The organism is Lonepinella koalarum (assembly GCF_004565475.1).
Taxonomy (GTDB): Bacteria; Pseudomonadota; Gammaproteobacteria; order Enterobacterales; family Pasteurellaceae; genus Lonepinella; species Lonepinella koalarum.
On sequence record NZ_SRHX01000002.1, the window covers coordinates 319,240 to 343,788 of the forward strand.

At 38.0% G+C, this 24,549-nt stretch carries 17 protein-coding genes and 3 pseudogenes; 11 read left to right on the forward strand and 9 right to left on the reverse strand.

What is annotated here, in order from left to right; genetic code table 11:
- Nucleotides 1-58: 58 nt before the first annotated feature.
- The 5 genes and pseudogenes from E0709_RS12610 to E0709_RS12500 form a co-directional block, all read right to left on the reverse strand.
- Entirely contained in the window at nucleotides 59-235 is a 177-nt protein-coding gene (locus tag E0709_RS12610) for a zf-HC2 domain-containing protein (protein WP_132301252.1), read from the reverse strand.
- Nucleotides 236-243: 8 nt separating this feature from the next.
- Nucleotides 244-780, reverse strand: coding sequence for a sigma-70 family RNA polymerase sigma factor (locus E0709_RS04210; RefSeq protein WP_391540697.1), 537 nt, complete (start codon nucleotides 778-780; stop codon nucleotides 244-246).
- Between the two features lie 22 nt (nucleotides 781-802).
- Nucleotides 803-2,383: a peptide chain release factor 3 gene (prfC, locus tag E0709_RS04215; RefSeq protein ID WP_132301248.1), complete on the reverse strand. Its 1,581-nt coding sequence runs from the start codon at nucleotides 2,381-2,383 to the stop codon at nucleotides 803-805.
- Between the two features lie 79 nt (nucleotides 2,384-2,462).
- Nucleotides 2,463-3,091 (reverse strand): annotated as a pseudogene (locus E0709_RS04220) (aspartate/glutamate racemase family protein); the annotation flags it as partial.
- A gap of 4 nt (nucleotides 3,092-3,095) precedes the next feature.
- A pseudogene (locus tag E0709_RS12500) lies at nucleotides 3,096-3,347 on the reverse strand (hypothetical protein).
- Between the two features lie 264 nt (nucleotides 3,348-3,611).
- Between E0709_RS12500 and E0709_RS04230 the strand changes: the two are divergent.
- The 4 genes and pseudogenes from E0709_RS04230 to celB all read left to right on the forward strand — a co-directional run bounded on the left by E0709_RS04230 (nucleotide 3,612) and on the right by celB (nucleotide 8,492).
- Complete coding sequence (locus E0709_RS04230) at nucleotides 3,612-4,655, forward strand: ATP-binding protein (protein ID WP_132301246.1); 1,044 nt, start codon at nucleotides 3,612-3,614, stop codon at nucleotides 4,653-4,655.
- Entirely contained in the window at nucleotides 4,648-6,888 is a 2,241-nt protein-coding gene (locus E0709_RS04235) for a S8 family peptidase (RefSeq protein WP_132301244.1), read from the forward strand. Before E0709_RS04230 ends, E0709_RS04235 begins: the two co-directional genes overlap by 8 nt.
- Nucleotides 6,885-7,433 (forward strand): annotated as a pseudogene (locus E0709_RS04240) (helix-turn-helix domain-containing protein); the annotation flags it as partial. The gene E0709_RS04235 and the pseudogene E0709_RS04240, both read left to right, overlap by 4 nt.
- Nucleotides 7,434-7,448: 15 nt before the next feature.
- Complete coding sequence (gene celB, locus E0709_RS04245; protein ID WP_132301242.1) at nucleotides 7,449-8,492, forward strand: PTS cellobiose transporter subunit IIC; 1,044 nt, start codon at nucleotides 7,449-7,451, stop codon at nucleotides 8,490-8,492.
- Between the two features lie 71 nt (nucleotides 8,493-8,563).
- Here the strand turns inward: celB and modD are convergent, their stop codons facing one another.
- From modD to E0709_RS04260, 3 genes are all read right to left on the reverse strand, one after another.
- Entirely contained in the window at nucleotides 8,564-9,409 is an 846-nt protein-coding gene (modD, locus tag E0709_RS04250; protein ID WP_132301240.1) for a ModD protein, read from the reverse strand.
- A gap of 87 nt (nucleotides 9,410-9,496) precedes the next feature.
- On the reverse strand, nucleotides 9,497-11,635 hold the full coding sequence (gene pta, locus E0709_RS04255; protein WP_132301238.1) for a phosphate acetyltransferase: 2,139 nt from the start codon (nucleotides 11,633-11,635) through the stop codon (nucleotides 9,497-9,499).
- A gap of 64 nt (nucleotides 11,636-11,699) precedes the next feature.
- Complete coding sequence (locus E0709_RS04260; protein WP_132301236.1) at nucleotides 11,700-12,893, reverse strand: acetate kinase; 1,194 nt, start codon at nucleotides 12,891-12,893, stop codon at nucleotides 11,700-11,702.
- A gap of 264 nt (nucleotides 12,894-13,157) precedes the next feature.
- Between E0709_RS04260 and E0709_RS12405 the strand changes: the two genes are divergently transcribed.
- A complete protein-coding gene (locus tag E0709_RS12405) occupies nucleotides 13,158-13,364 on the forward strand; it encodes a cation transporter (protein WP_207905228.1) in 207 nt (68 codons plus the stop codon).
- Nucleotides 13,365-13,402: 38 nt separating this feature from the next.
- Nucleotides 13,403-15,652 carry a copper-translocating P-type ATPase gene (locus E0709_RS04265; protein ID WP_243640856.1) on the forward strand — a complete coding sequence of 750 codons (2,250 nt, stop codon included), beginning with the start codon at nucleotides 13,403-13,405 and terminating at the stop codon, nucleotides 15,650-15,652.
- Nucleotides 15,653-15,820: 168 nt separating this feature from the next.
- On the opposite strand, the gene E0709_RS04270 is transcribed toward E0709_RS04265, so the two are convergent.
- On the reverse strand, nucleotides 15,821-16,537 hold the full coding sequence (locus E0709_RS04270) for a YwiC-like family protein (protein WP_132301234.1): 717 nt from the start codon (nucleotides 16,535-16,537) through the stop codon (nucleotides 15,821-15,823).
- Between the two features lie 84 nt (nucleotides 16,538-16,621).
- Between E0709_RS04270 and E0709_RS04275 the strand changes: the two genes are divergently transcribed.
- From E0709_RS04275 to ispC, 5 genes are all read left to right on the forward strand, one after another.
- Nucleotides 16,622-16,975 carry a RidA family protein gene (locus tag E0709_RS04275; RefSeq protein ID WP_132301232.1) on the forward strand — a complete coding sequence of 118 codons (354 nt, stop codon included), beginning with the start codon at nucleotides 16,622-16,624 and terminating at the stop codon, nucleotides 16,973-16,975.
- 147 nt (nucleotides 16,976-17,122) lie between these two features.
- Nucleotides 17,123-18,274 (forward strand): methionine adenosyltransferase, encoded by a 1,152-nt coding sequence (gene metK, locus E0709_RS04280; RefSeq protein WP_132301230.1) that lies wholly within the window; start codon nucleotides 17,123-17,125, stop codon nucleotides 18,272-18,274.
- 349 nt (nucleotides 18,275-18,623) lie between these two features.
- The gene (locus tag E0709_RS04290; protein ID WP_135107928.1) at nucleotides 18,624-20,525 is read left to right on the forward strand and encodes a site-specific DNA-methyltransferase; all 1,902 of its coding nucleotides are present in this window, start codon (nucleotides 18,624-18,626) and stop codon (nucleotides 20,523-20,525) included.
- Nucleotides 20,525-23,242 carry a DEAD/DEAH box helicase family protein gene (locus E0709_RS04295; RefSeq protein WP_132301227.1) on the forward strand — a complete coding sequence of 906 codons (2,718 nt, stop codon included), beginning with the start codon at nucleotides 20,525-20,527 and terminating at the stop codon, nucleotides 23,240-23,242. Before E0709_RS04290 ends, E0709_RS04295 begins: the two co-directional genes overlap by 1 nt.
- Before the next feature lie 63 nt (nucleotides 23,243-23,305).
- The gene (gene ispC, locus E0709_RS04300) at nucleotides 23,306-24,508 is read left to right on the forward strand and encodes a 1-deoxy-D-xylulose-5-phosphate reductoisomerase (protein WP_132301225.1); all 1,203 of its coding nucleotides are present in this window, start codon (nucleotides 23,306-23,308) and stop codon (nucleotides 24,506-24,508) included.
- Nucleotides 24,509-24,549: the final 41 nt, after the last annotated feature.

A 24,549-nucleotide genomic window follows, 5' to 3' on the forward strand; every position in this document is an offset into this window, starting at 1 on the left:
TTTCCTTCTATTAATGTTTTGAATAGTATAAATCTATTATCTTTTTTGACAATGTGAATCAGGCTTTATTTTTAGCAAATTTTTTCATCAAATGGTGCATTTGTTCACATTGCAATTGAAATTTGCGACAATGGGGACACAAAATTAAATGCGTTTTTACACCGATTTTTTCATTGAATTTAAGCTCTCGTTCATGAGCATCAGAAATCAGTTTTGTAGTTTGTAAGCAGTTCATTTTTATTTTTACGCTAATTTGTTGGTTAAACAATGTTGTAATTGCAGTCTTGCACGGTACAGTAAAATATGCAGATTACCGCTAGTAATATCGACTTCCTGACAAATTTCATTCGCAGAAAAGTCTAAATATTCTCGCATCATAAAAACACGGCTTTGCTTAGCTGGCAAATGGGTTAAACAGGTTTCAAATAATAGCCAGAATTCATCTGAATAAACCGCATTTTCTTGCCAGCTTTCAGGATAATATTCTGTTTTCCAATGACCATTTTGATCGAAAAATGGGTTATTTTCTTCATCATCATCCACAAGGTCACTTTCAAGTACAAAACGATCTTTTTGACGTAAATAATCAATAATTTTATTTTTCAGAATAGCAAAAATCCATGTTTTCAATGCAGATTGACGTTGAAAACTATCAATATTTTTCAGCGCGCTTAATAAGGCTTCTTGCACCATATCTTCTGCAATGGTCATATCTCGCAGTTGAAGTAAGGCAAATTTCAACATTTGCTCTCTTATTTCAGCGAGTTGTTCTGATTGTATTAACGATGGTGTCGTTTGCAAATTAATGTTCCCTTGTTTTAAAAAATGTCACATCAGGATAACGCTCTTGAGCCAAATTTAAATTTACCATGGTTGGGGCAATATAGGTTAAGTTATCGCCGCCGTCTAAGGCTAAATTTTGCTCATTTTTGCATTTAAATTCTTCAAATTTTTTCACATCAGCACATTCCACCCAACGAGCTGTTGCCACATTCACATTTTCGTAAATGGCTTCTACGTTATATTCGGATTTCAACCGAGAAACTACCACATCAAACTGTAACACACCCACTGCACCAACAATTAAATCGTTGTTTATTAACGGACGAAACACTTGCACCGCTCCTTCTTCGGAAAGTTGTACCAAGCCTTTGAGTAATTGCTTTTGTTTGAGCGGATCTTTCAAACGAATACGGCGGAATAATTCAGGGGCGAAGTTCGGAATCCCTGTAAATTTCAGATCTTCCCCTTGGGTAAAGGTATCACCAATTTGAATGGTGCCGTGATTGTGCAAGCCGATAATATCCCCTGCGTAGGCTTCTTCAGCGTGGGTGCGATCGCCTGCCATAAAGGTTAAGGCATCAGAAATCACCATATCTTTACCGAGACGCACGTGGCGAAGTTTCATGCCTTTTTCATACTTACCCGATACCACTCGCATAAATGCCACGCGATCACGGTGTTTTGGATCCATATTGGCTTGAATTTTAAACACAAAACCGCTGAATTTTTGTTCGCTACTTTCTACTAAGCGGGTATCCGCTTGACGAGCTTGCGGAGCGGGCGACCATTGGGTTAGCCCGTCTAAGAAATGATCCACGCCAAAATTACCTAACGCCGTACCAAAATAAACTGGGGTTAATTCGCCATTAATAAATAAGTCGTGATTAAATTCATTACTTGCCCCTTGCACAAGCTCTAATTCATCACGTAGCTGTTGTGCCAAATCATCGCCCACGGTTTGATCTAATTCAGGATTATTTAATCCCTTGATAATGCGGACGTCTTGAATGGTATGTCCAAGGCCGGTTTGGTATAAGTAGGTTTCATCTTTATATAAATGATACACCCCTTTAAACAGCTTGCCGCAACCGATAGGCCAAGTAATCGGCGCACAATGGATTTTTAACACGTTTTCCACTTCGTCTAATAATTCCATCGGGTCGCGAATATCACGATCCAGCTTGTTCATAAAAGTGATAATCGGCGTGTCACGCAAACGGGTCACTTCCATTAATTTAATGGTGCGTTCTTCCACCCCTTTTGAGCTGTCGATCACCATTAAACAGCTATCCACCGCGGTTAAAGTGCGGTAGGTATCTTCCGAGAAATCTTCGTGTCCAGGGGTATCGAGCAAATTCACCAAACAATCGTTGTAAGGAAATTGCATCACAGAAGTCGTAATCGAAATCCCCCGTTGCTTTTCCATTTCCATCCAGTCGGATTTCGCATGTTGCTGCGATCCTTTGCCTTTTACCGATCCTGCGGTTTGAATGGCATTGCCGTACAGTAACACTTTTTCTGTAATCGTGGTTTTCCCCGCATCGGGGTGAGAGATAATCGCAAAAGTGCGGCGTTTGTTTACTTGTTGTGGATAGGTCATTTTTTGTCTGTTTTTGAATAGATAAAATTAATGCTGTATTGTCCTTGATTTTGAGAGTGGGTGCAAGCACTAAACATACAGGAAACCATTTGGCATCATTTTGAATTAACAAACCTATTTCTGTACAACCTAAAATCACGCTTTGAATGCCTTGCTGTTTTAGGTTTTCGATGACTTGCAAATAAAAGGCTTTAGATTGAGGCAGGATTTTGCCGACACATAATTCATCAAAAATAATACGATGAATTTCCGCTTGCTCTTGTTCCGTTGGCACAACAGCGGTGATGCCTTGTTTGGATAAGCCTGATTTATAAAAATCTTGTTGCATCACAAACGCTGTACCAAGTAACGTAACTTTATTTAAGCCTTGTTGCTCAATAGCTTTAGCGGTAACTTCAATCACATTAATCAATGGCACGGAAATTTGATCTCTGCCACCTTGTGCATGGTATTTGTCGTAATCATTACCGCATCAGCACCAATTTTCTCTAAATCTGTAGCCACTTGAGCTAAAATTCCCCCTGCTCCCGCTTTTTGCCTATCACCAGATTTTTGGCATGCCATGATTTCACTAAAATCCACACTATAAAGTAAGATTGGAGCAGTGGTATTGCCGCCTTTAGTTTGATTAACAATGCAGTTAATGTCGCTGTAATAAGTCGCCGTACTCGCAGGAGACATACCGCCAATAATTCCAAGTTTTTTCATATTGTTACCTATTTTGCAAACACCTTTTCAATTCATCAATATCCAAAATCACTTGCTCACCCAACACTAACGCAGGAATGCCAATATAGTCGTTAGCTTTGGCATTTTCAAACGCTGGAAATGATCACGTAGCTTCAAAAAAGCTTTAAAATTTAAACGATCATTAATCATATCTAACGCTTGATATTCCACATTTAAACGCTCAAGTTCAGCAAAGAAAGGGATACCAAGGAGCGAAGTAAATGATAGGTTTCATAGGGTTTTCCTTATTAAAAATGAGATAGCTGTATTTCTATCACTTAATAGGGAAATATGCAATGTTAAGCATTAAAGAAATGGTTTAAGAGAAACGATAGTCGGGCAATGGAATGTTGCCCGATTTTTAAATATTCACCAATCTATTAGCTTTCAATTCACCACTTAATCATCTTTTATTAAAATTAATTTTGTCCCAAAATATATTGATCTTGTCCCTATTTGATTGTAAACTTGTACCCTATACACAATAGGGCAAGTTATTATGAAAAAGTCAGATGTGCTTGATTTAATCAAGTATCACTATGAAAACAAAGAAATCGAATTTAGAAATCAAACGGTTGATATTGCTCGTGATTTTGATAAATCAGGAGATTCACAACTTGCTCAGTATATTATGGGATTGATTTCTCAAACCAATCGTTTTATTCCACAAGCAGAAAGTGAAAATTCAAATCTCATTCCTGTTAAGTTAAATCTTGGTTCTTTACCTTTACCGACTATGATAATGAATGATTTAAAAGGCATTATTAATGCTATAAATCATCATATTGGTATTAATAAATTTTTATTTATTGGTTCACCTGGTACAGGGAAAACAGAAAGTGCTAAGCATGTTGCTCGATTACTCAATAGAGAATTGTTATTGGTTGATTTTAGCCATTTAATAGATAGCAAATTAGGGCAAACGGCTAAAAATATCATTATGGTTTTTAATGAAATCAATCAGTTACCATTTCTCAATAATTACGTTATTTTATTTGATGAAATCGATACTATTGCTTTAGATCGTATCAATCAAAATGATATTCGAGAAATGGGGAGAGTGACTTCTACCTTTTTAAAATCTTTAGATAATCTAAATCCAGAAGCTATTATTATTGCCACAACTAATCTTTACGATAATTTGGATAAAGCATTAGTTAGACGATTTGATGCCACGATTGATTTCGATCGTTATTCTGATGATGACAAGATTGAAGTTGCTGAAGTTATTTTAAATGATTTCTTAAAACAATTTAAAAATGCCACAAAAGATTCAAGATTATTCAAGAAAATCTTAAAAACGGCTAAGAAAATTCCAAACCCAGGGGACTTAAGAAACTTAATACGCACATCTTTGGCATTTAGCGATCCTTCTGAACCTAGTGATTATCTCAAACGGTTTTTAAGAGCAATGCACCATGGGAAAACATTAAGCATAGATAAATTAAGCCAATTAGGTTTTACAGTAAGAGAAATTGAAATTTTAACTGGCATATCAAAAAGTAGTGTTTCACGAGAATTGAATGGAGCTAAAGATGAATAATATTTTAACCTTACGGGGAAAAAGATTTACTCAAGAACCACGAAAAAATGGAATAAGCGGAGTAAAAGTCCCTGCAAATTCGCTAATTGAGCTATCTCATTTAAAAGCCATTCATCAATCATTACTTAAAGTTAGAACGTTTTGGCAAGAAATTAATCTTTTAGATGGCGTATTGCTTAGTGCTTATTACAATAAAATCATTGCTAAAAGTAATCGAATCAGTGGTTATTTAAGTTCTACAAAAGAAATACCTAATGATTCTATTGTGGGAGCTAAATTTAATGCAGATAAAGATAAGCATATTATTACCCATTATGTATCTAGAGAATTATTAGATAATACTATCGTATTATCTGAAAATGTAATTCATTTATTTAATGATACTTTTCCTAATGGTGAACTCACTGATAAAGAATTTGATGATAAACAACTATTTAATTCATTACCTTATGAAAAATATCATCTTTCAAAAACCGCTTTTAGAGCGATCTTAAGGGATTCTGTATTTATTGAGAAGTTTGATGTAGAAGAAGTTTCTCAATCGGAAATTAAAAATGCCATTGTTACTTTTTATGATGTCAATACCAATATTCGTGTTTTACTTGAAAAGGTTGGGATTGATATTTCTACAGCGAATATTTTAGATAATACGACTGTGTTGTTAGATGAAAAGTATTTAAATCTTGTCTATACTAAAATTCCTTATTTAGTGGCGATGGCGGTGGAAGATTTCTCTATGTTATCGCCGGATGATTTCAAAATCGCGGTGGAAAAAATCGAAATTCCAATTCCTTCACCTACCAATGAACCTGTTATTGGCGTGATTGATACCTTATTTGAACGAGATGTTTATTTTAGCGAATGGGTTGAATATCACGATATGATTTCTGATGATATTCCTAAAGAATCCAGAGATTATAATCACGGAACAGCGGTATCATCTTTAATTGTCGATGCTCCAAATTTAAATCGGAATTTAGATGATGGTTGTGGGCGATTTCAGGTCAGACATTTTGGTGTAGCACTCCAAAGTGGTTTTAATTCATTTACGATCATCAAACAGATTAAAGAAATTGTATCTCAAAATACGGATATTAAAGTCTGGAATTTATCTTTGGGGTCAAATGATGAAATTCGAGAAAACTTTATTTCTGCAGAAGCCGCAGTTTTAGATGAAATTCAATTTGAAAATGATGTGATTTTTATTGTGGCAGGAACTAATTCATCGACTGGTAGAAAGAAAATCGGTACCCCAGCAGATTCGTTAAATTCTATTATCGTGAATTCGGTTGATTTTGAAAATCAAGCAGCAAGTTATTCTCGCCAAGGCATTGTTTTATCTTTCTTTATGAAACCAGATGTTGCTTATTATGGCGGTGGTAATGGAAAGTTTATTAATGTGTGTGAGCCATTAGGTTTAGGGCAAGTAGCTGGAACCAGTTTTGCTGCTCCGTTGATTGCAAGAAAAATGGCTTATCTTATTCACATTATGGGATTAAGTCGTGAAGAAGCGAAAGCATTACTGATTGATTCTGCGATTGGTTGGCATCGTCAAAAATCCTTTGATAATAGAACATTAATTGGGAATGGCATTGTGCCAATCAATATTAAAGATATTTTATCAACAAGTGATGACGAAATTAAATTTATTGTCTTTGATGTGTCGGAAAAATATCATTCCTATAATTATGATTTCCCCGTCCCTATTAGCAATGGTAAACATCCTTATGTGGCAAAGGCGACAATGTGTTATTTTCCAAAATGCTCTAGAAATCAAGGGGTTGATTATACTAATACAGAACTCAATCTTGTATTTGGGCGGCTATCTAACAAAAAAGGAGAAACTATTAAAGCCATTAATAATGATGCTCAACATTTTGATGATGCTCCGGGTTATATTAGAGAAGATTCAGCAAGAAATATATTTAGAAAATGGGACAATGTGAAACATATTAGCGAAACTTTTACACCAAGGAAACAAGCTAAAACTATTTTAAATACAGACAATCCGCAATGGGGAATGAGCGTAAGAACCATTGAGCGATTGAGAAAGCGAGATGGTGAAGGTATTCGGTTTGGCGTGGTGGTTACCTTAAAGGAAATAAATGGCGTTAATCGCATTGATGATTTTATTAAACTAGCACAATTACGTGGTTGGTTAGTGAATCAATTACAAGTGGAAACGCAGGTTGAAATTTACAATAAATTGAGTGAAGAGATTGTGTTTGAATAAAGACTGGTTTACTTAATTTAGCTCAAGAATTAAGAAATATTTCTCAAGCATGTAAAATGATGGGTATGAGTCGAGATACATTTTATCGTTATCAACAAGCAGTTGAAAATGGTGGTGTTGAGGCGTTGCTTAACCAAAGCAGACGTGTTCTTAATCTTAAAAATCGAGTAGATGAAAAAATTGAATAAGCAGTTGTTCAAATTGCTCTCGATAATCCAGCCTTTGGGCAAGTTCAAGTCAGTAATGAATTGCGTAAACAAGGCGTTTTCGTTTCTGCTGGTGGCGAGTGTTTTATTTGGTTAAGACATAATGTGGCTAACTTTAAACAGCGATTAACCACTCTAGAAAAACTGGTTGCAGAGAAAGGAATTATCTTATTTGAAAGTCAGGTTGAAGCACTAGAACGCAAGAAAGAAGATGATATTACTTATGGTGAAATTGAAGTGGCTGATATGCTGAATGATAAAATCTTACCATTCTTTGTTTCGCATGGCTTGCCAATGTTACGTGTTCTCACAGATAGGGGGAGCGAATACTGTGGTAAGTGAGTCCATACCAAAATTCATGAACAGGAAGATGAGATCAACGTTTCACCGTTAAATGGTGCCTTACTTGCTTTATTTGCTTTCTTTTTATGTATTCCAGAACTTTTTTATGCAGATGGTCGGATTCAGTTATTTTCCGATGCCACCACCATTAATGGTTGGGTAATTGGTGGCAGTGGACCTGATCGTATGGGAACGGTAGGGATTTTTACGGCAATTATTATGTCTTTGTTGACGGTGAAAATTTACTGTTTTTGCGTGAAACGTAATTGGGTAATTAAGATGCCAGAAGCTGTACCTGAAGGTGTTGCTCGCTCATTCACGGCATTAATTCCAGCCTTTGCGGTAGCAGTAGTGGTATTAGTGATTAACGGTGGCTTTATCGCATTTGGTACAGATATTTTTAAAGTGATTGCCATTCCATTTGCTTTTGTTACCGACATCGCTAACAGTTGGCTAGGGTTGATGGTGATTTTCTTCTTAATTCATGCCTTATGGATTGTGGGGATTCATGGAGCCAATATTATTAGTTCCTTTTTAGTGCCAATTGTATTAAGTAATTTGCAAGCTAATGCAAACGGAGCGAATATTCCTTTTGCTGGTGAATTTTACAATAGTTTTGTGTTCCTTGGTGGATCTGGTGGTACATTGGGACTAACTTTATTTATAGCCTTTCTTGCTCGTTCACAACAATTACGGATTTTAGGCAAAGCGTCTATTGCACCAGGCATATTTAATATTAATGAGCCAATTATCTTTGGCTTACCAATCGTATATAACCCATATTTAGCTATACCATTTTTCCTTTCGCCAATGGTGACTGCGTCTATGGCATATTGGTCAATTAAATTACATTGGGTGAATCCAATAATTGCTAATGTACCTTGGCCATCTCCAGCTGGTATTGGTGCATTTATTGGTACAGCAGGTGATTGGCGTGCCGCAGCATTGGCATTATCTTGTGTTTTAGTATCTTGGTTAATTTATCTGCCGTTTGTTAAGGTGTATGACAATAAATTAGCAACAGAAGAACAGGCAGCAGAACAAGTTAGTCAGTAAACGTCATAAAAAAATACCGCACTTTTTTAACGATTTTTGATAAAAGTGCGGTATAAAATAACAACATTTTTTTATCTTTTCTCAATCATGACTTTTATATCTTCTGGCATCGCATAATAAGGGGCAGAAGTAATAAATAAGTCAATACCTAATTTAGCAAAATCCGCAACATTATTTTTATTTACCCCACCTGCTACGGATAACATCACATTAGATTTGAGTTGTTGCTTAAGCTCTAAAGCCGCTTTGACATCATCTGAACTAAATTTATCTAATTGAATAATATCAGGATTAGCCAATAACATGGCTTGACACTGGGCTAAATTATCCGCTTCAAGGGTGATTTTATTTTCAGGGGCTTGTTGGCGTAATGTTGCCACAATATCAATGTAATTCTCTGGTTCGTCCAATAAATTACGGTGATTGGTAAAGACTAAAAGGGTTTCACTGAGTCCTTGACGGTGAATATGTCCACCGCCAGCTAGCACGGCAGCAGTGGCTAATTTTCTGGTGTTAGGGATGCTTTTTCGCGTACAAGCCACCACGGCATTAGGGTTTATCGCTTTGGCATTTTGCACCATTTCTGCGGTATATTGTGCCACACCACAACTCCACTCTAATACCAGTTGTACTACTTTCCATGCTTGATGAAGTTGATCGGCTTGGGCTTCTGCTTGAATAAGTAGCGTTCCCGCTGTTACTTCATCGCCATCTTGAACAAAAGCATTAGCTTGAATATGCAGTTTGGTTAATAAACGTAATGCGACATTAATACCCGCTACCACACCTGCTTTTTTACGTGTAAATGACATACGAGCAGATTTTTTTCCAATATCTAAGCAATGTGTGGTTAAATCACCACGATAAATATCTTCAAGTAAAAAATTATCGAGTTCTTGTTCAGAAAAATAGATCATAGGGTTTCCTTGCGTATTTTGAAAATTTTTATAAAAATAAACCGCACTTTTTTCCAAAAATGCGGTTTAAATTTTGTCAATTTTTCATTATTGTGTCGCTTGAATCGCTGTTAATGCGATGGTATACACAATATCGTCCACTAACGCACCACGAGATAAGTCGTTCACGGGTTTACGCATACCTTGTAACATTGGACCAATAGATACTAAATCCGCAGAGCGTTGTACCGCTTTGTAGGTGGTGTTACCGGTGTTCAAATCAGGGAACACGAACACGGTGGCTTTACCCGCAACTGGGGAATTTGGCGCTTTAGATTTCGCCACATCTTCCATCACGGCGGCGTCATATTGTAATGGGCCATCAATGATTAAATCTGGGCGTTTTTCTTTGGCAATGCGAGTGGCTTCTTTCACTTTTTCCACATCAGCACCTGAGCCTGATGTACCTGTTGAGTAAGAAATCATTGCCACTTTCGGATCGATACCAAAGGCTTTGGCGGAATCGGCAGATTGAATCGCAATTTCGGCTAATTGTTCCGCATTTGGATCTGGGTTCACCGCACAGTCACCGTAAACCAACACTTGATCAGGGAGTAACATAAAGAAAATCGAAGAGACGATTGAGCTACCTGGTGCGGTTTTGATGATTTGCATTGGTGGGCGGATGGTGTTTGCTGTGGTGTGCACAGCACCAGATACTAAACCATCTACTTCATTAGCTTCTAACATCATGGTACCTAACACAACATTATCTTCTAACTGCTCACGAGCAGAAGTTTCTGTCATGCCTTTGGCTTTACGTAATTCTACTAAACGATCCACATAGTTATAACGCACAGTGGCTGGGTCAATAATCGTTATACCTTTGCCAAGAGTAACACCTTGGGCCTCGGCAATGCGTTCTACGTCCGCTGGGTTGGCCAGTAACACACATTCGGCGATGCCACGTTCGGCACAGATAGTTGCTGCTTTGATGGTTCGTGGTTCGTTTCCTTCAGGTAACACAATGCGTTTTTTCGCAGCTCGGGCTAATTCTGTTAATTGGAAACGGAAAGCTGGTGGAGACATGCGGCGAGCACGAGCAGAGGCACCAGCTAAATCTTGAATAAAATCATTATCAAATTGTTGGCTGGTGTATTGTTTGATATTTTCAATACGTTCTTTGTCATCCACTGGTACTTCAAGACTGAAACTTTGTAAGTTTAATGCTGTTTGCCACGTGTTACCTTCGGTACGGAAAATCGGTAAGCCGGTGGTTTCAAAGGCTCGTTGACAAAGTTTGTTAATTTGACTGTCAATTTTATAACCGCCAGTAAGCAACATACCGCCAAGTTCAATGCCGTTTGTGGTGGCAAGGGCTGCCGCAGCTAATACGTCAGGACGATCTGCAGAGGTCACTAACAAGCTGCCAGTGCGGAAATGTTCCACCATATTTTGCAGACCACGAGCACAGAAAGTGATACCACGAATACGACGAGTGGAGATTTCCCCTTCGTTGATAATGGTAGCGTTTAAATGTTTCACCAAATCAATGGCACGGGTGGCAATCAGTTCAGCTGACCAAGGAATACAGGCTAAAACTTTAATTGGACTGGTGGCGAAGAGACGGTAAACCTCACCTTCTTGGTTTTTGCTGTGTTGATAGGAATCGAAAATCTCCGTGAGATCAGGACGAGTGCGCCCGCTTTCATCCACTGGTGCATTAAATTTGTTAATAACTACACCGAGTAAGTTCGGGTTATTTTTGCCACCAAAAGAGGCAGATGAGGCTTCTACCAGTTCTTTTAATTCCGCTGGGCTGTCTGTGCCCGGGGCAGCAACTAAAATAATGTCCGCGTCCAAGGCTTTGGCTACGTAATAGTTGATGCTGTTAGCATAGGAATGTTTGCGATTGGGGACTAAACCTTCCACAATCACAATTTCATTATTGTGGCTTAGGATTTGATGTTGTTCAACGATTTTTTCCAACAATATGTTGGTTTGGTTTTGCCCAATCAGATTTTCTGCTACGCTCAACATAAAAGGTTCGGCAGTTTCTAGTCCGGTGCTAGTACGCACTATGGATGTAGTACGATCGAGTTTATCTTCCCCTGAACTTGGTTGCGAGATGGGTTTCATAAAGCCAATTTTTGCCCCTTTTTGTTCCAGGGCTTGAATTAAGCCAAGGCTAACACTGGTTAAGCCTACACCGCCACTGACGGGAATAAGAATAATGGTTCTTGACATAGTATTTCCTAATTTTTATCGCATACAAAAACAAACTGCCGATGGAGATCGGCAGTACGTTGAATTAGATACAAAGACGAGCAGTATCTCGTGCAATGACTAATTCTTCATTGGTTGGAATCACCATGGCGATCGGCGTATTATCTTTAGTGATAATACCTTCATTACCGAAACGAGCTGCTAAGTTTTTCTCAGTATCTATGTTATAACCAAATAATTTTAAGTGGTTTAAGGTGATCTCACGGACGTGAGCAGAGTTCTCGCCGATACCGCCGGTAAACACGATAGCATCTAAACGTTCACCAATTACTGCCATGTATGAACCAATGTATTTGGCTAAACGGTAGCAATAAACATCTAACGCACGTCTGGCAGGTTCTTCTTTCTCATAGTTATCTTCTGCATAACGGCAGTCGCTCGTCACTTCAGTTAAGCCTAATAAACCTGATTTTTTCACTAAGGTTTCTTCGACTTCATCCATTGACATACCTAAGTTTCTGTATAGATAGAACACGATAGCTGGATCGATATCACCAGAACGAGTTCCCATCACTAAACCTTCTAATGGCGTTAAGCCCATGGAAGTATCAATACATTCACCATGACGGACAGCAGACACAGAACCACCATTACCTAAATGGCAAGTGATAACATTCACTTTATCTTCGGCAACACCTAAACGTTTTGCTGCTTCGCGGCTAACAAAATAATGGCTAGTACCATGCGCACCATAACGGCGAATACCATGTTCTTTGTAAAGTGAGTATGGCAAGGCGTATAAGTAGGCTTCTTCAGGCATGGTAGTATGGAATGCGGTGTCAAATACCACGACATTTTTGTCTTTTAAATGTGGGAAAATGTTGAACGCTTCTTTAATACCGATTAAGTGAGCAGGGTTGTGTAATGGGGCAAATTGAATGGCGTCTTCAATACCTTTCACCACTTCATCTGTGACGATAACTGATGAAGTAAATTTCTCACCACCATGAACAATGCGGTGACCGATTGCGACAATGCTGTCTTTTAATTCTTGGGTTAATACATTTTCAACAATAAATTTTAAGGCTTCACTGTGTGCTGCACCCGCACCTAAATCTGCGTTGCCTTTCTCACCGTGAATTTTCCATTTAATACGAGCTTCTGGAAGATAGAATGCTTCGGCTAAACCTGATAATTTTTCGTCACCAGAAACAGGATCTAAGATAGCAAATTTTAAAGATGAGCTACCACAGTTTAAGATAAGAACTAATTTTGACATAAATTAACCTATATTAAGGGTTGAAGTTAGAAGATATTCAGTAAGCACTGAATAGACGTTTTTAAAGTCATAATATGTTATAGAATACACTTTTTTGGTGATAAAATAAATTATTAAGCGTAGAAAAATGTCATCTTTATCAAAAAAAGTTGAAAGTTTAAACATTTTTTATAAGGTGCGGGGTGAATTTGCTTTTTTATTGGATTTTTTCGTCTAAAAGAGAGTATTCTAGTAGGATATTTTTATTTATTATGGAGAAAAAACATGACAAGTATAAATCTCAATCTGCAAGATCTTTCTTGCCAACATTGCGTAAAAAACGTGAAACAAACCTTAGAAAAAATATCTGGAGTAGAACGTGCTGACGTGAGCCTAACACAAGCAACGGTGATTGGGGACGTTCCTGCTCAAACCTTAATTGATGCCATTGTCGAGGCGGGTTATCAAGCCCAACTTGCCGACCCAAAATAGATCTACCAACACAACAACATCATCAGCCTGATCCTGTGGTGGTAGAAAGTTGTCATGATCAGGCAAAAATCGCCCAAAATACACCGCAGTTTACCTTGTTACTGGACGGATTAAGTTGTGTGGCTTGTGTCGCTAAAGTGCAAAAAGCCTTATTAAATTTGACCGGGGTGAGTTCTGCTCAAGTCAATTTAGCCGATAATACGGCTTTAGTGACAGGGGTGGTTGAGCCACAGGATTTAGTACAGGCTGTACTGGATATTGGTTATGGGGCAGAATTAGTTGAAGATGAAAACCAGCGTCGTGTCAAACAGCAAGCTCAACAGCAACAGGAAATTCAACAACGCCGTTGGCAAGCCACGGTGGCGTTAGTGGTCGGTTTTGGTTTATTCTTTTGGGGAATCTTTGGCGGTCAAATGCAAGTGACAGCCGACAATCAACTCAATTGGATGGTGGTTGGCTTGCTAGTATTAGCGGTGATTTGGTTTACAGGTCAGCATTTCTATCAACGAGCTTGGCTTAACTTGCGTAATCAATCCACGACCATGGATACCTTAGTGGCGTTAGGAACAGGGACCGCATGGCTTTATTCTTTTATGGTAGTGCTATTTCCTGATTTTTTCCCTGAAAATACTCGTCATCTTTACTTTGAAAGCAGTGCCATGATTATTGGATTAATCAATATTGGAAAAATGCTTGAACTGAAAGCCAAACAGCAATCATCACAAGCCTTGGAACGGTTATTCGATCTTACCCCGCAAACCGCTAAAGTCGTGACGGAAAACGGTGAAATAGAATTGCCTTTAAGTCAAGTTCAAACTGCAATGCGACTACGTTTACAAACGGGCGATCGGGTTTGTGTTGATGGCGTTGTGACACAAGGTTATGGGTGGGTAGATGAAAGTATGCTCACGGGTGAACCGATTCCAGTTCAAAAAGAAAAAGGTGACAGGGTGAACGCAGGAACATTAGTGACAGATGGCACGTTGCTTTTTCAAGCAGAACAAATTGGCAATCACACCCGCTTAGCGAATATCATTAAATTAGTGCGACAAGCTCAAAGTAGCAAACCAAAAATCGGGCAATTAGCCGATAAGATTGCGAGTGTATTTGTGCCAGTGGTGATCATGATTGCATTCATTTCTGCATTGATTTGGTATGTGGTCACGCAACAGATTTCTTATGCTTTCGTGGTATTAACAACCGTACTGATTATTGCTTGCCCTTGTGCATTAGGTTTGGCAACACCGATGTCAATTATTGCTGGGATTGGACGAGCAGCAGAATTAGGCGTGTTAGTTCGTGATGCAGATGCCTTGCAAAAAGCGGCGAGTGCAGACACGATTGTGTTTGATAAAACAGGTACCTTGACACAAGGTGAGCCAACGGTGACAGCGGTTTATACCTTTGGTAGTGTTGAGCAAAAAAGTGCGGTGCAATTTGCAGCAAGTTTAGAGCAGGGAGCGAATCATCCCTTAGCCAAAGCCTTATTAGCTTACGCCCAAAATATCACATTAATTGAACCCAGCCAATTTAGCACGTTAAAAGGACTGGGAGTTAGTGGTGTCATTCATGGCAAAAAATTGTGGTTAGGCAATCGCACTTTATTACAGCAACAGAATATAGATACAGACATTGCAGAAGCCGATTTTTTGACAGAAAGCGAAAAAGGGGCAACGGTGATCTTTTTGGCGGAGCAAAATCAACTTATCGCCATATTTGCGATTCGAGATCCATTGCGAGATGACACAGTCACTGCCGTACAACATTTACAGCAACAGGGTTATCATTTAGTGATGTTGACAGGTGATCAACAAAAAACGGCACAAGCGATTGCCGATGAAATTGGTATTGAACAGGTTATTGCGGGTGTATTGCCAGAAGATAAAGCACAAGTCATTCAGCAATTACAGGCTCAAGGACGTAAAGTCGTGATGGTAGGGGACGGTATTAATGACGCACCAGCGTTAGCTCAAGCGGATGTGAGTATGGCAATGGCAAGCGGTTCGGATATTGCGATTGAAACCGCTGAACTTACTTTAATGCGACATAGTATTCACAGTGTAGCAGATGGGTTACAGCTGGCTAAAGCGACATTACGTAATATGAAACAAAATTTATTTTTTGCCTTTGTGTATAATTGTTTGGGTATTCCGTTGGCAGCCGGTGTATTCTATCCTTTGTTAGGAGCCTTATTAAACCCAATGGTGGGTGGTGCAGCCATGGCTTGTTCATCTATTACCGTAGTGACAAATGCGAATAGATTGTTAAAATTTATGCCAAAAAATTGATATTAATCAATAAATAAGTGGATTAGGCTTTTTATTTATAATGTTTTTAGGTATGATTCAAATATCAAGATAAATGCTTGATAATTCATAAAGTTCCTAAAGAAATATAATAAATAATAGCTAAACTACTTTCCTACCACCCTAAATCAGGGTGGTTTTTTTATCTATCTATAATGTGGCAATCAGAAGTTGGATAAAAAAGATCAACGAAATCGCCATTTCGGCTAACCCTACCTGTTTGGTGGAGAGTTTTTTAGTCGGCAATATAATCGCTCTGATTAATGGCATAACAAACGCTAGTGCTAATAAAATGTGTTGAAAAGGCAGAAAAATCATCACGCATACTGTATGGTAAAGAATAGAAGCAATGAAATAAACAGGGTTTTTCCGCTCACGTAAGACCGATTTGACATAGAGTGTCACGCCGATAAAAAATAGACTAGGTAATATGGCAACCCAGCAAATCCGTTGATCAAATTGGTTTTCCGCAAAATAATAGGCTGCCATGCCAGCAATCGCAAAAATAACAATCGCATTGAGATCATTTAATAAAGCACGTTCATTTTTTTGTTTTGCATAATAGATACTGACAGCACTTAATGGAATAAACAATATAGCAAAATATAAAATTCTCCAGTTATAGCAAAGTGCTGGAATGACAAAAATGAAACAGGCTACAGCGTAAATCATGGTCCATTTTTTATATAATGCGAGATTTCTTCCCTTAAACAAATTAAGAAAAGGGTAGCTCATTAAATATAACGAAAACCAAGCAAGCAGTAGAAAGACATGTAACCAAATCGGCTGAGAAAGCAACATACCATATAAAAATGGCATTAACGCCATCACAATGGCACCATGTTGATTAGAGATTAATAATTTCATGGTTAAATAATTGATTGACAAAATAAGAAATTTTCGTTTATTTTAGCCGTGCTTTATTTAAAACACAAATCAAAGGAAGTAAAAATGACAATTCAACGTTTTCACATTAGCAAGCGTTTATCAGAAGTAACCGTGTACAATGGCGTAGCCTATTTGGCGGGGCAAATTCCAGCCAATACCCCAAATCAGCCCATCTATGAGCAAACGAAAGATGTATTAGCTGAAATTGATCGTTTATTGGCGGAAGTCAATTCCGACAAAACCCGTATTTTACGTGCTGAAGTGGTGCTGGCGGATATGAATGATTATGCCGAAATGAACCGTGCTTGGGATGAGTGGGTGGCTGAAAATAATTCTCCAGCTCGAGCTTGTATTGAAGCGAAATTAGCCAATGAAAGTTGGAAAGTGGAAATAGTGATTACGGCTGCAACAAATTAGTCGTTATGAAAAACAGGTAATACGCATGATAAATTGTGTATTACCTGTTTTTATTTTCAGTTGAAAGCAGAATAAAATGCTTGCCTTTTAGGCAAAAATACGTATTATAGCCGTCTATACTTCTAAATGAAAAAATTAAGGAACATTATGTCAAGCTATTTATTTACCTCTGAAAGTGTGTCCGAAGGACACCCAGATAAAATTGCCGATCAAATTTCAGATGCGGTGTTAGATGAAATTTTAAAACAAGATCCAAAAGCGCGTGTGGCGTGTGAAACCTATGTAAAAACAGGGATGGCATTGGTCGGCGGTGAAATTACCACTTCCGCTTGGGTGGATATTGAAAACCTTACACGCCAAGTGATTTGTGAAATTGGTTACGAACATTCAGATATGGGATTTGACGGAAAATCTTGTGCAGTATTAAATGCCATTGGTAAACAATCTTCTGATATTAATCAAGGGGTTGACCGTGCGAATCCACTCGATCAAGGGGCGGGCGACCAAGGTATTATGTTTGGTTATGCCACTAACGAAACCGATGTGTTAATGCCTGCGGCGATTACTTATGCTCACCGTTTAATGGAACGCCAAGCCCAAGTGCGTAAAAATGGTACCTTAGATTGGTTGCGTCCCGATGCGAAAAGCCAAGTCACCTTGAAATATGATAACAACAAAATTATCGGTGTGGATGCGGTGGTATTGTCAACCCAACATCGTGAAGATATTGAACAAAATCAATTAATTGAAGCAGTAATGGAAGAAATTATTAAGCCTGTTTTACCCGCTCAATGGTTAAACAAAGACACCAAATATTTCATCAATCCAACAGGACGCTTTGTGATCGGCGGTCCAATGGGGGATTGCGGTTTAACAGGGCGTAAAATCATCGTGGACACCTACGGTGGTGCCGCCCGTCACGGTGGCGGTGCCTTTTCAGGTAAAGATCCGTCAAAAGTAGATCGTTCAGCCGCTTATGCTGCCCGTTATGTGGCAAAAAATATCGTGGCAGCGGGTCTTGCGGATCGTTGCGAAATCCAGCTTTCTTATGCCATTGGCGTGGCGGATCCGACATCTATTATGGTGGAAACCTTTGGCACAGGCAAAGTGAGTAATGAATTATTGGTTAATCTAGTGCGTGAATTTTTTGATTTACGCCCTTATGGATTGATTAAAATGCTTGATTTAATTCAGCCGATTTATCGCCAAACCGCCGCTTATGGACACTTCGGACGTGAGCAATTCCCGTGGGAAAAAACCGATCGGGCGGCGGAATTGAGAAAGGCAGCAGGGTTGTAATCTGATATAATTTATTGTAGAGTGGGCGAAATGCCCACTTTTTTGTTGGTGGCAAATCAGGTATCATATTGCCCTAAATTTTGTCAGGGAGACTTGACATTTAAAATAAGGGGCTAATAATGACAGACAGACAGACAGACAGACAGACAGACAGACAGACAGACAGACAGACAGACAGACAGACAGACAGACAGACAGACAGACAGACAGACAGACAGACAGACAGACGCTAGAAATTCATCTTTATCAAGCCTTACAATCTGATGATAGACTTTGGACGGATGAGAATAAAACCGAACTCAATCGCACCGCACTTTGGGAGCTGATCGACAAAGCCGATCCGAAAGTGATGGCATTATTATTAAGTGATGCCGAACTTCAACGCCATTTTTTCACGCCAATTAACGATGTTTTCGTATTCAAAAGCCAAGATTTCCGCTTCTTTTTAGATAGCCAAAAAATTGACAATTCTTATACCCGTTTTGCCAACCGTATCGGTTTAAGCATCAATCAAAAATTATTGCGAGAAAACGCAGATGTCGTGCTGGATTTTCCCTTTAAAGATTGTGTTTTATCAGGTGGACAAAGCACAGAAGAAGGCACGGACACCGTATTTCATTTAGAAAATGGTGAAATTAAACAATCTACGCAAAAACGCCAGGAAATTTTCTTTAATCAAGTACTGGCTTTTGATGAAATAGATCGTTTATTAGACCCGAAAGCCTTCGCCAATGCCAAACGGATTAATGCTAACGGTGAAACGGTGGTAACTGAATTAAACCGTAATGAAAATGGTGATATTACTGACAATTTGATTATCAAGGGCAATAATTTAATTGCCTTGCATACGTTGGCGACACAATTTAAAGGCAAGGTGAAATTGATTTATATTGACCCTCCATTTAATACGGGGAGTGATGAATTTAAATATAACGACAGATTTTTACGTTCAACTTGGCTAACATTTATGAAAAATCGTTTGGAAATAGCGAAAGAATTATTATCAGACAATGGGGCGATTTTTATTCATTGCGATTACAACGAAGATGCTTATTTGAGAGTGTTAGCTGATGAAATTTTTGGAACGGATAGTTTTATTGCAAATATTGCCGTGCGATCTTCTACACCAAGTGGAACAAAAACAGCTCATAAAGATAAAAAGATTATCAAGCAAAAAGATACAATCTTAGTTTATAAAAAAGAAAATTTAATTTTAAAACCGCAATATATGGCTAGAGAGAATTGGGATAGTCATTACAGTTTATTTTTAGATAATAAAAATGGTGAATATTGTTTTTTGAAATTATTAGATGTTTTAAATGAAAATGGTTTTCCTTATTCTAAATTAGAGCAAATAGATCCTAGAAATGAAAAAGTAAGACAATTCATTGTTAAATATAAGGATAACATTTGCCGATTAACATCGCACAAAGATAAAGAAATAGATTTAATAAGTAGAACTAAATTTAAAGATAGAATATTCATAAATGTGCTAGATAATGGCGTGGAAAGACTTTACTTTAATGGTCAAATGGTATCTCCCATTTCACAAGGATTAAAAGAAATCATTGTAGGAAAAAACTTAAAGGAATACTGGTCAATGTTAGTCTGTGATTTTTGGCAAGATATTGATTTCCAGAATACGCAAAATGAAGGTGGAGTGAGTTTTCCAACTGGTAAAAAGCCTGAAGCATTGCTATATCGAATAATTGATATGGTAACAGAGCCAAATGACATCGTCCTAGACTTCCATCTAGGATCTGGCACAACCGCCGCAGTCGCCCATAAAATGAAACGTCAATATATCGGTATTGAACAAATGGATTATATTGAAACTATTGCTCTTGATCGAATGAAAAAAGTCATCGCTGGTGAGCAAGGCGGGATTTCAAAAGCGGTAAACTGGCAAGGCGGTGGCGAGTTGGTGTATTGCGAACTAGCAAGTCTAAACGAAACAGCAAAACAACAAATCTTGGCGACAAAAAATGTTGAGAATTTAACCGCACTTTTTATGGAAATTAGTCGGCGTTATTTCTTAAAATACAATGTCAATGTGAAAGACTTTGTCAATAATATTTTACCAAGTGATGAATTTAAAGCGTTAGATTTGAATGAGCAAAAATCAATGATGCTGGCGATGTTAGATTTAAATCAGTTGTATTTATCTTATAGCGATATGACAGATGAAAACAATGGATTAAGCGAAGCAGAACAGGCATTTAGTCGTTCATTTTATGGGGAGAGTAAATAATGAAAACCCTATTGAGTGAAATTGAAAATCGTAAAACCGTATATATTGATGATGGCGATAATGAGAAATTCGCCATTCCTGAATTTATCAGTCAGAATTTAAAATATCCGTTGTTTGAATGGCAACAAAGTGCGGTGCAAAATTTTTTAATTTTTGAGCGGATCAATAAAATTTCAGCATTTCCTGAACTCAAAAATCAGCCTACGCATTTACTGTTCCAAATGGCAACGGGGGCAGGGAAAACCTTGGTTATGGCAGCTTTGATTTTATATTACTATCAAAAAGGCTATCGCCATTTTCTGTTTTTTGTGAATCAAAACAATATTGTGGATAAAACCGAAAGCAATTTTGTGGAGAGTATGCACCCGAAATATTTATTTCAACCGAAAATTATGCAAGGTGAAACGGTGATTCCTATTAAAAAAGTGGAAGCCTTTAGCCCAAATCCGCAAGGTATTGAAATTAAATTTACCACTATTCAAAAATTGTATAATGATGTGCGTATCGAAAAAGAAAACCAAACCACATTGAACGATTTGCAAAAACTGAATTTGGTTATGTTGGCAGATGAAGCTCATCATTTAAATAGTCAAACTAAAAAAGGACAGCAAGTTAATTTAACCGAAATTACAGGGAAAACCAAAGAAAGCGAAATTGAAGCGAAAGGCTGGGAATATATGGTTATCAATCAGCTATTACACAAAAATGGCAAAGATAATCAAAATATCTTATTAGAATTTACCGCCACGATTCCAGAAAATGCCGAAGTACAAGCCAAATATGCCGATAAAATCATTACCCAATTTGATTTAAAAGCTTTTATTTTGAAAAAACATACCAAAGAGATTAATTTAATTTCATCTACACTGAATAAGAAAGAGCGTATTTTACACGCCTTATTATTTGCGTGGTATCGTCATCAAGTAGCGTTGAAATATGACATTGCCAATTTTAAACCCGTGATGTTATTTCGCAGTAAAGACATTGCCAGTTCTTGGCAAGATTATGCGTTTTTTATGCAGTTAGTTAAAGATTGTTCGGCTCAAGATTTTGATTTTTTAAATCATTTACAAGACAGTTTGACACAACATAATGATGATATTTATGTGCAGGGCAAAACCCGAACCGAACAAGCCTTGCAATTTATGCAGCGAGAAAATTTATCCAGTTGGCATATTGCGGAGTGGGTGAAAAATAATTATCAAGATCGCAATGTGATTATTACCAATTCAAAAACGAATACTAAAAAGTCGGAACAAACCGATGCGGATACCGAACGATTATTAAATAATTTAGAAGCCGCCAATAATCCAGTGCGAGCGATTTTTACCGTAGATAGGCTGACCGAAGGTTGGGATGTGTTGAATTTATTTGATATTGTGCGATTGTATGAAGGGCAAAATAGTGGTGGTTCTACTAAAAAAACACCTGAAACCACCATTAAAGAAAAACAGCTGATTGGGCGTGGGGTGCGTTATTATCCCTTTGAGTTTGCAGATAAACCTAAATATCAACGTAAATTTGATAATGAACTTAATCACGAATTACGGATTTTAGAAGAATTGTTTTATTATACTTTTGATGAAAAAAGCCGTTATATTTCTGAGCTTAAAGTCGAATTGCGTAAATCAGGCTTTTTGACTGAAAATGAAAATAAAGTATTGGCAACCTTTGCGTTAAAAAGTGCGGTGAAAAATAGCCAAGTTTTGCAAAATTGGTTAATTTGGGGCAATCGAAAAATCCCCAATCCAAATGCCAAACAGCATAATGTGGAAAGTTTGCAACAAGCCAATGAAATGATTAGTTATCAAATATGCAGTCAGCAAATTACCGAAACCCATTTAGATTGGCAAACCGAGCAAGATCAGGATCTTCGGATTAATGAGCAAATGGCAACTTATGTACCAAGTCAACTTATCGCTAATATGGAAAAACATATTTTTGATAAAGCATTGCATATTAAAGGCAAGGCAGTGAATTCGTTATTTCATTTTTGCAATTTACAACAAAAATTGGGGCTAACCCGCCGCAATCAATTACAACAAGACGTGTTAGCAAATTGGAAAATCTTATGGCAAGGCAATAAAGCACCGCAAGCGGATGATAAATTGCAGGCTTGTCTTAAAGTCTTAGATCGTATGGAAACCTTGTTAGCCCAAACCGATACGCCTTTTATTGGTAGCCAAACTTTTAATCCAAAAAGTTTAGGGGATATTTTTACTCCAAAACAAAAATATGTGGAAAAAAATGCACTCAATCCACAACTGGCAGAGCAATATGATTGGTTTATGTTAGATAATTTTGCTGGAACCAGTTCTGAACAAGCCTTGATTGAGCTGATTGAGCAAAATATGGCGAATTTAACCGCACAATTTGATGTGCATTTATTACGCAATGAAGAAATTTATAAAATTTATGATTTTAACGATGGGCAAGGTTTTCAACCTGATTTTTTGTTGTTGCTCAAATCTAAGCAAAAACAACCAATTGATGGGCGGGAACAATATTTATGTTATCAAATTTTGATTGAACCGAAAGGCGAACATATTAAAGATAACGATCAATGGAAACAAGATTTTTTGTTAGCGATCACCGAAAAATATGGTAAAGCGAAACCAATAAGGGATGATTTTGCCAATTATCGGGTCATCGGCTTGCCGTTTTTTGTGCAAGCTGAACAGGAAAACTTTTATCAAGCATTGAATGAAGTGATCTAACCTTAACAATCTGCTTTTTTGTTGTATAATCTGCTTACTTTATTTTAATAAGCAGATTTTACCATGAAAAAACAAAACCTCACCATTCTCGGCTCAACAGGCTCAATCGGTACTAGTACGCTTTCTGTCATCGAACATAATCCCGAACAATATCAGGCATTTGCCCTAGTAGGTGGACGTAATGTGGATTTAATGGTTCAACAATGCGTGAAATTTCAACCGCAGTTTGCCGCCTTAGATGATGATCGTGCGGCGAAAAAATTACGAGAAAAATTAACTGCACTGGGTAGTAAAACGCAAGTATTAAGCGGACAAAAAGCGATTTGTGAATTGGCAGCTCATCCTGATGCGGATCAAGTAATGGCGGCGATTGTAGGGGCGGTAGGACTGTTACCAACGCTTTCTGCGGTGCAAGCCAGTAAAAAAGTGTTGTTAGCCAATAAAGAAAGTTTAGTCACTTGTGGACAGATTTTTATTGACGCGGTGAAAAAATCACAGGCTCGATTATTGCCCGTGGATAGTGAGCATAATGCCATTTTCCAATCTTTACCGCCCGAAGCCCAGCAAAAAATTGGTTTTTGTCCGTTGCAAGAATTGGGGGTGAGCAAAATTGTGCTGACGGGGTCTGGCGGTCCGTTCCGTTATACAGATTTAAGTGAATTTGATGGCATTACGCCTGCTCAAGCGGTGGCACACCCCAATTGGTCTATGGGTAAAAAGATCTCGGTGGATAGTGCTACCATGATGAACAAAGGGCTGGAATACATTGAAGCCCGCTGGTTGTTTAATGCCAGTGGGGATGAAATGGAAGTGATTATTCACCCGCAATCCATTATTCATTCGATGGTACGTTATATTGATGGCTCGGTGATTGCACAAATGGGTAATCCCGATATGCGTACGCCGATTGCAGAAACCATGGCATATCCAAATCGTATTGTGTCAGGTGTCGCACCGTTGGATTTTTATCAGCTTAATGGTCTAACCTTTTTAGCGCCAGATTTTAACCGCTATCCGAATTTGAAATTAGCCATAGATGCTTTTGCCGCGGGGCAATATGCCACTACAGCCATGAATGCCGCCAATGAAATTGCGGTGGAAGCTTTTTTAAATGGACAAATTAAATTCACTGATATTGCTCAAGTGAATCAGCATGTAGTAGAAAAAATTCAACCACAGAAAATTACTGAGATTGATGATGTATTAGCGGTGGATCGGGTGGCTCGGGAATTAGCACAAAAATGTATTTTACAAAAATGTAGCTAAAAAAGACCGCACTTTAGGCATAGAGAACAGGGGAATGAGTA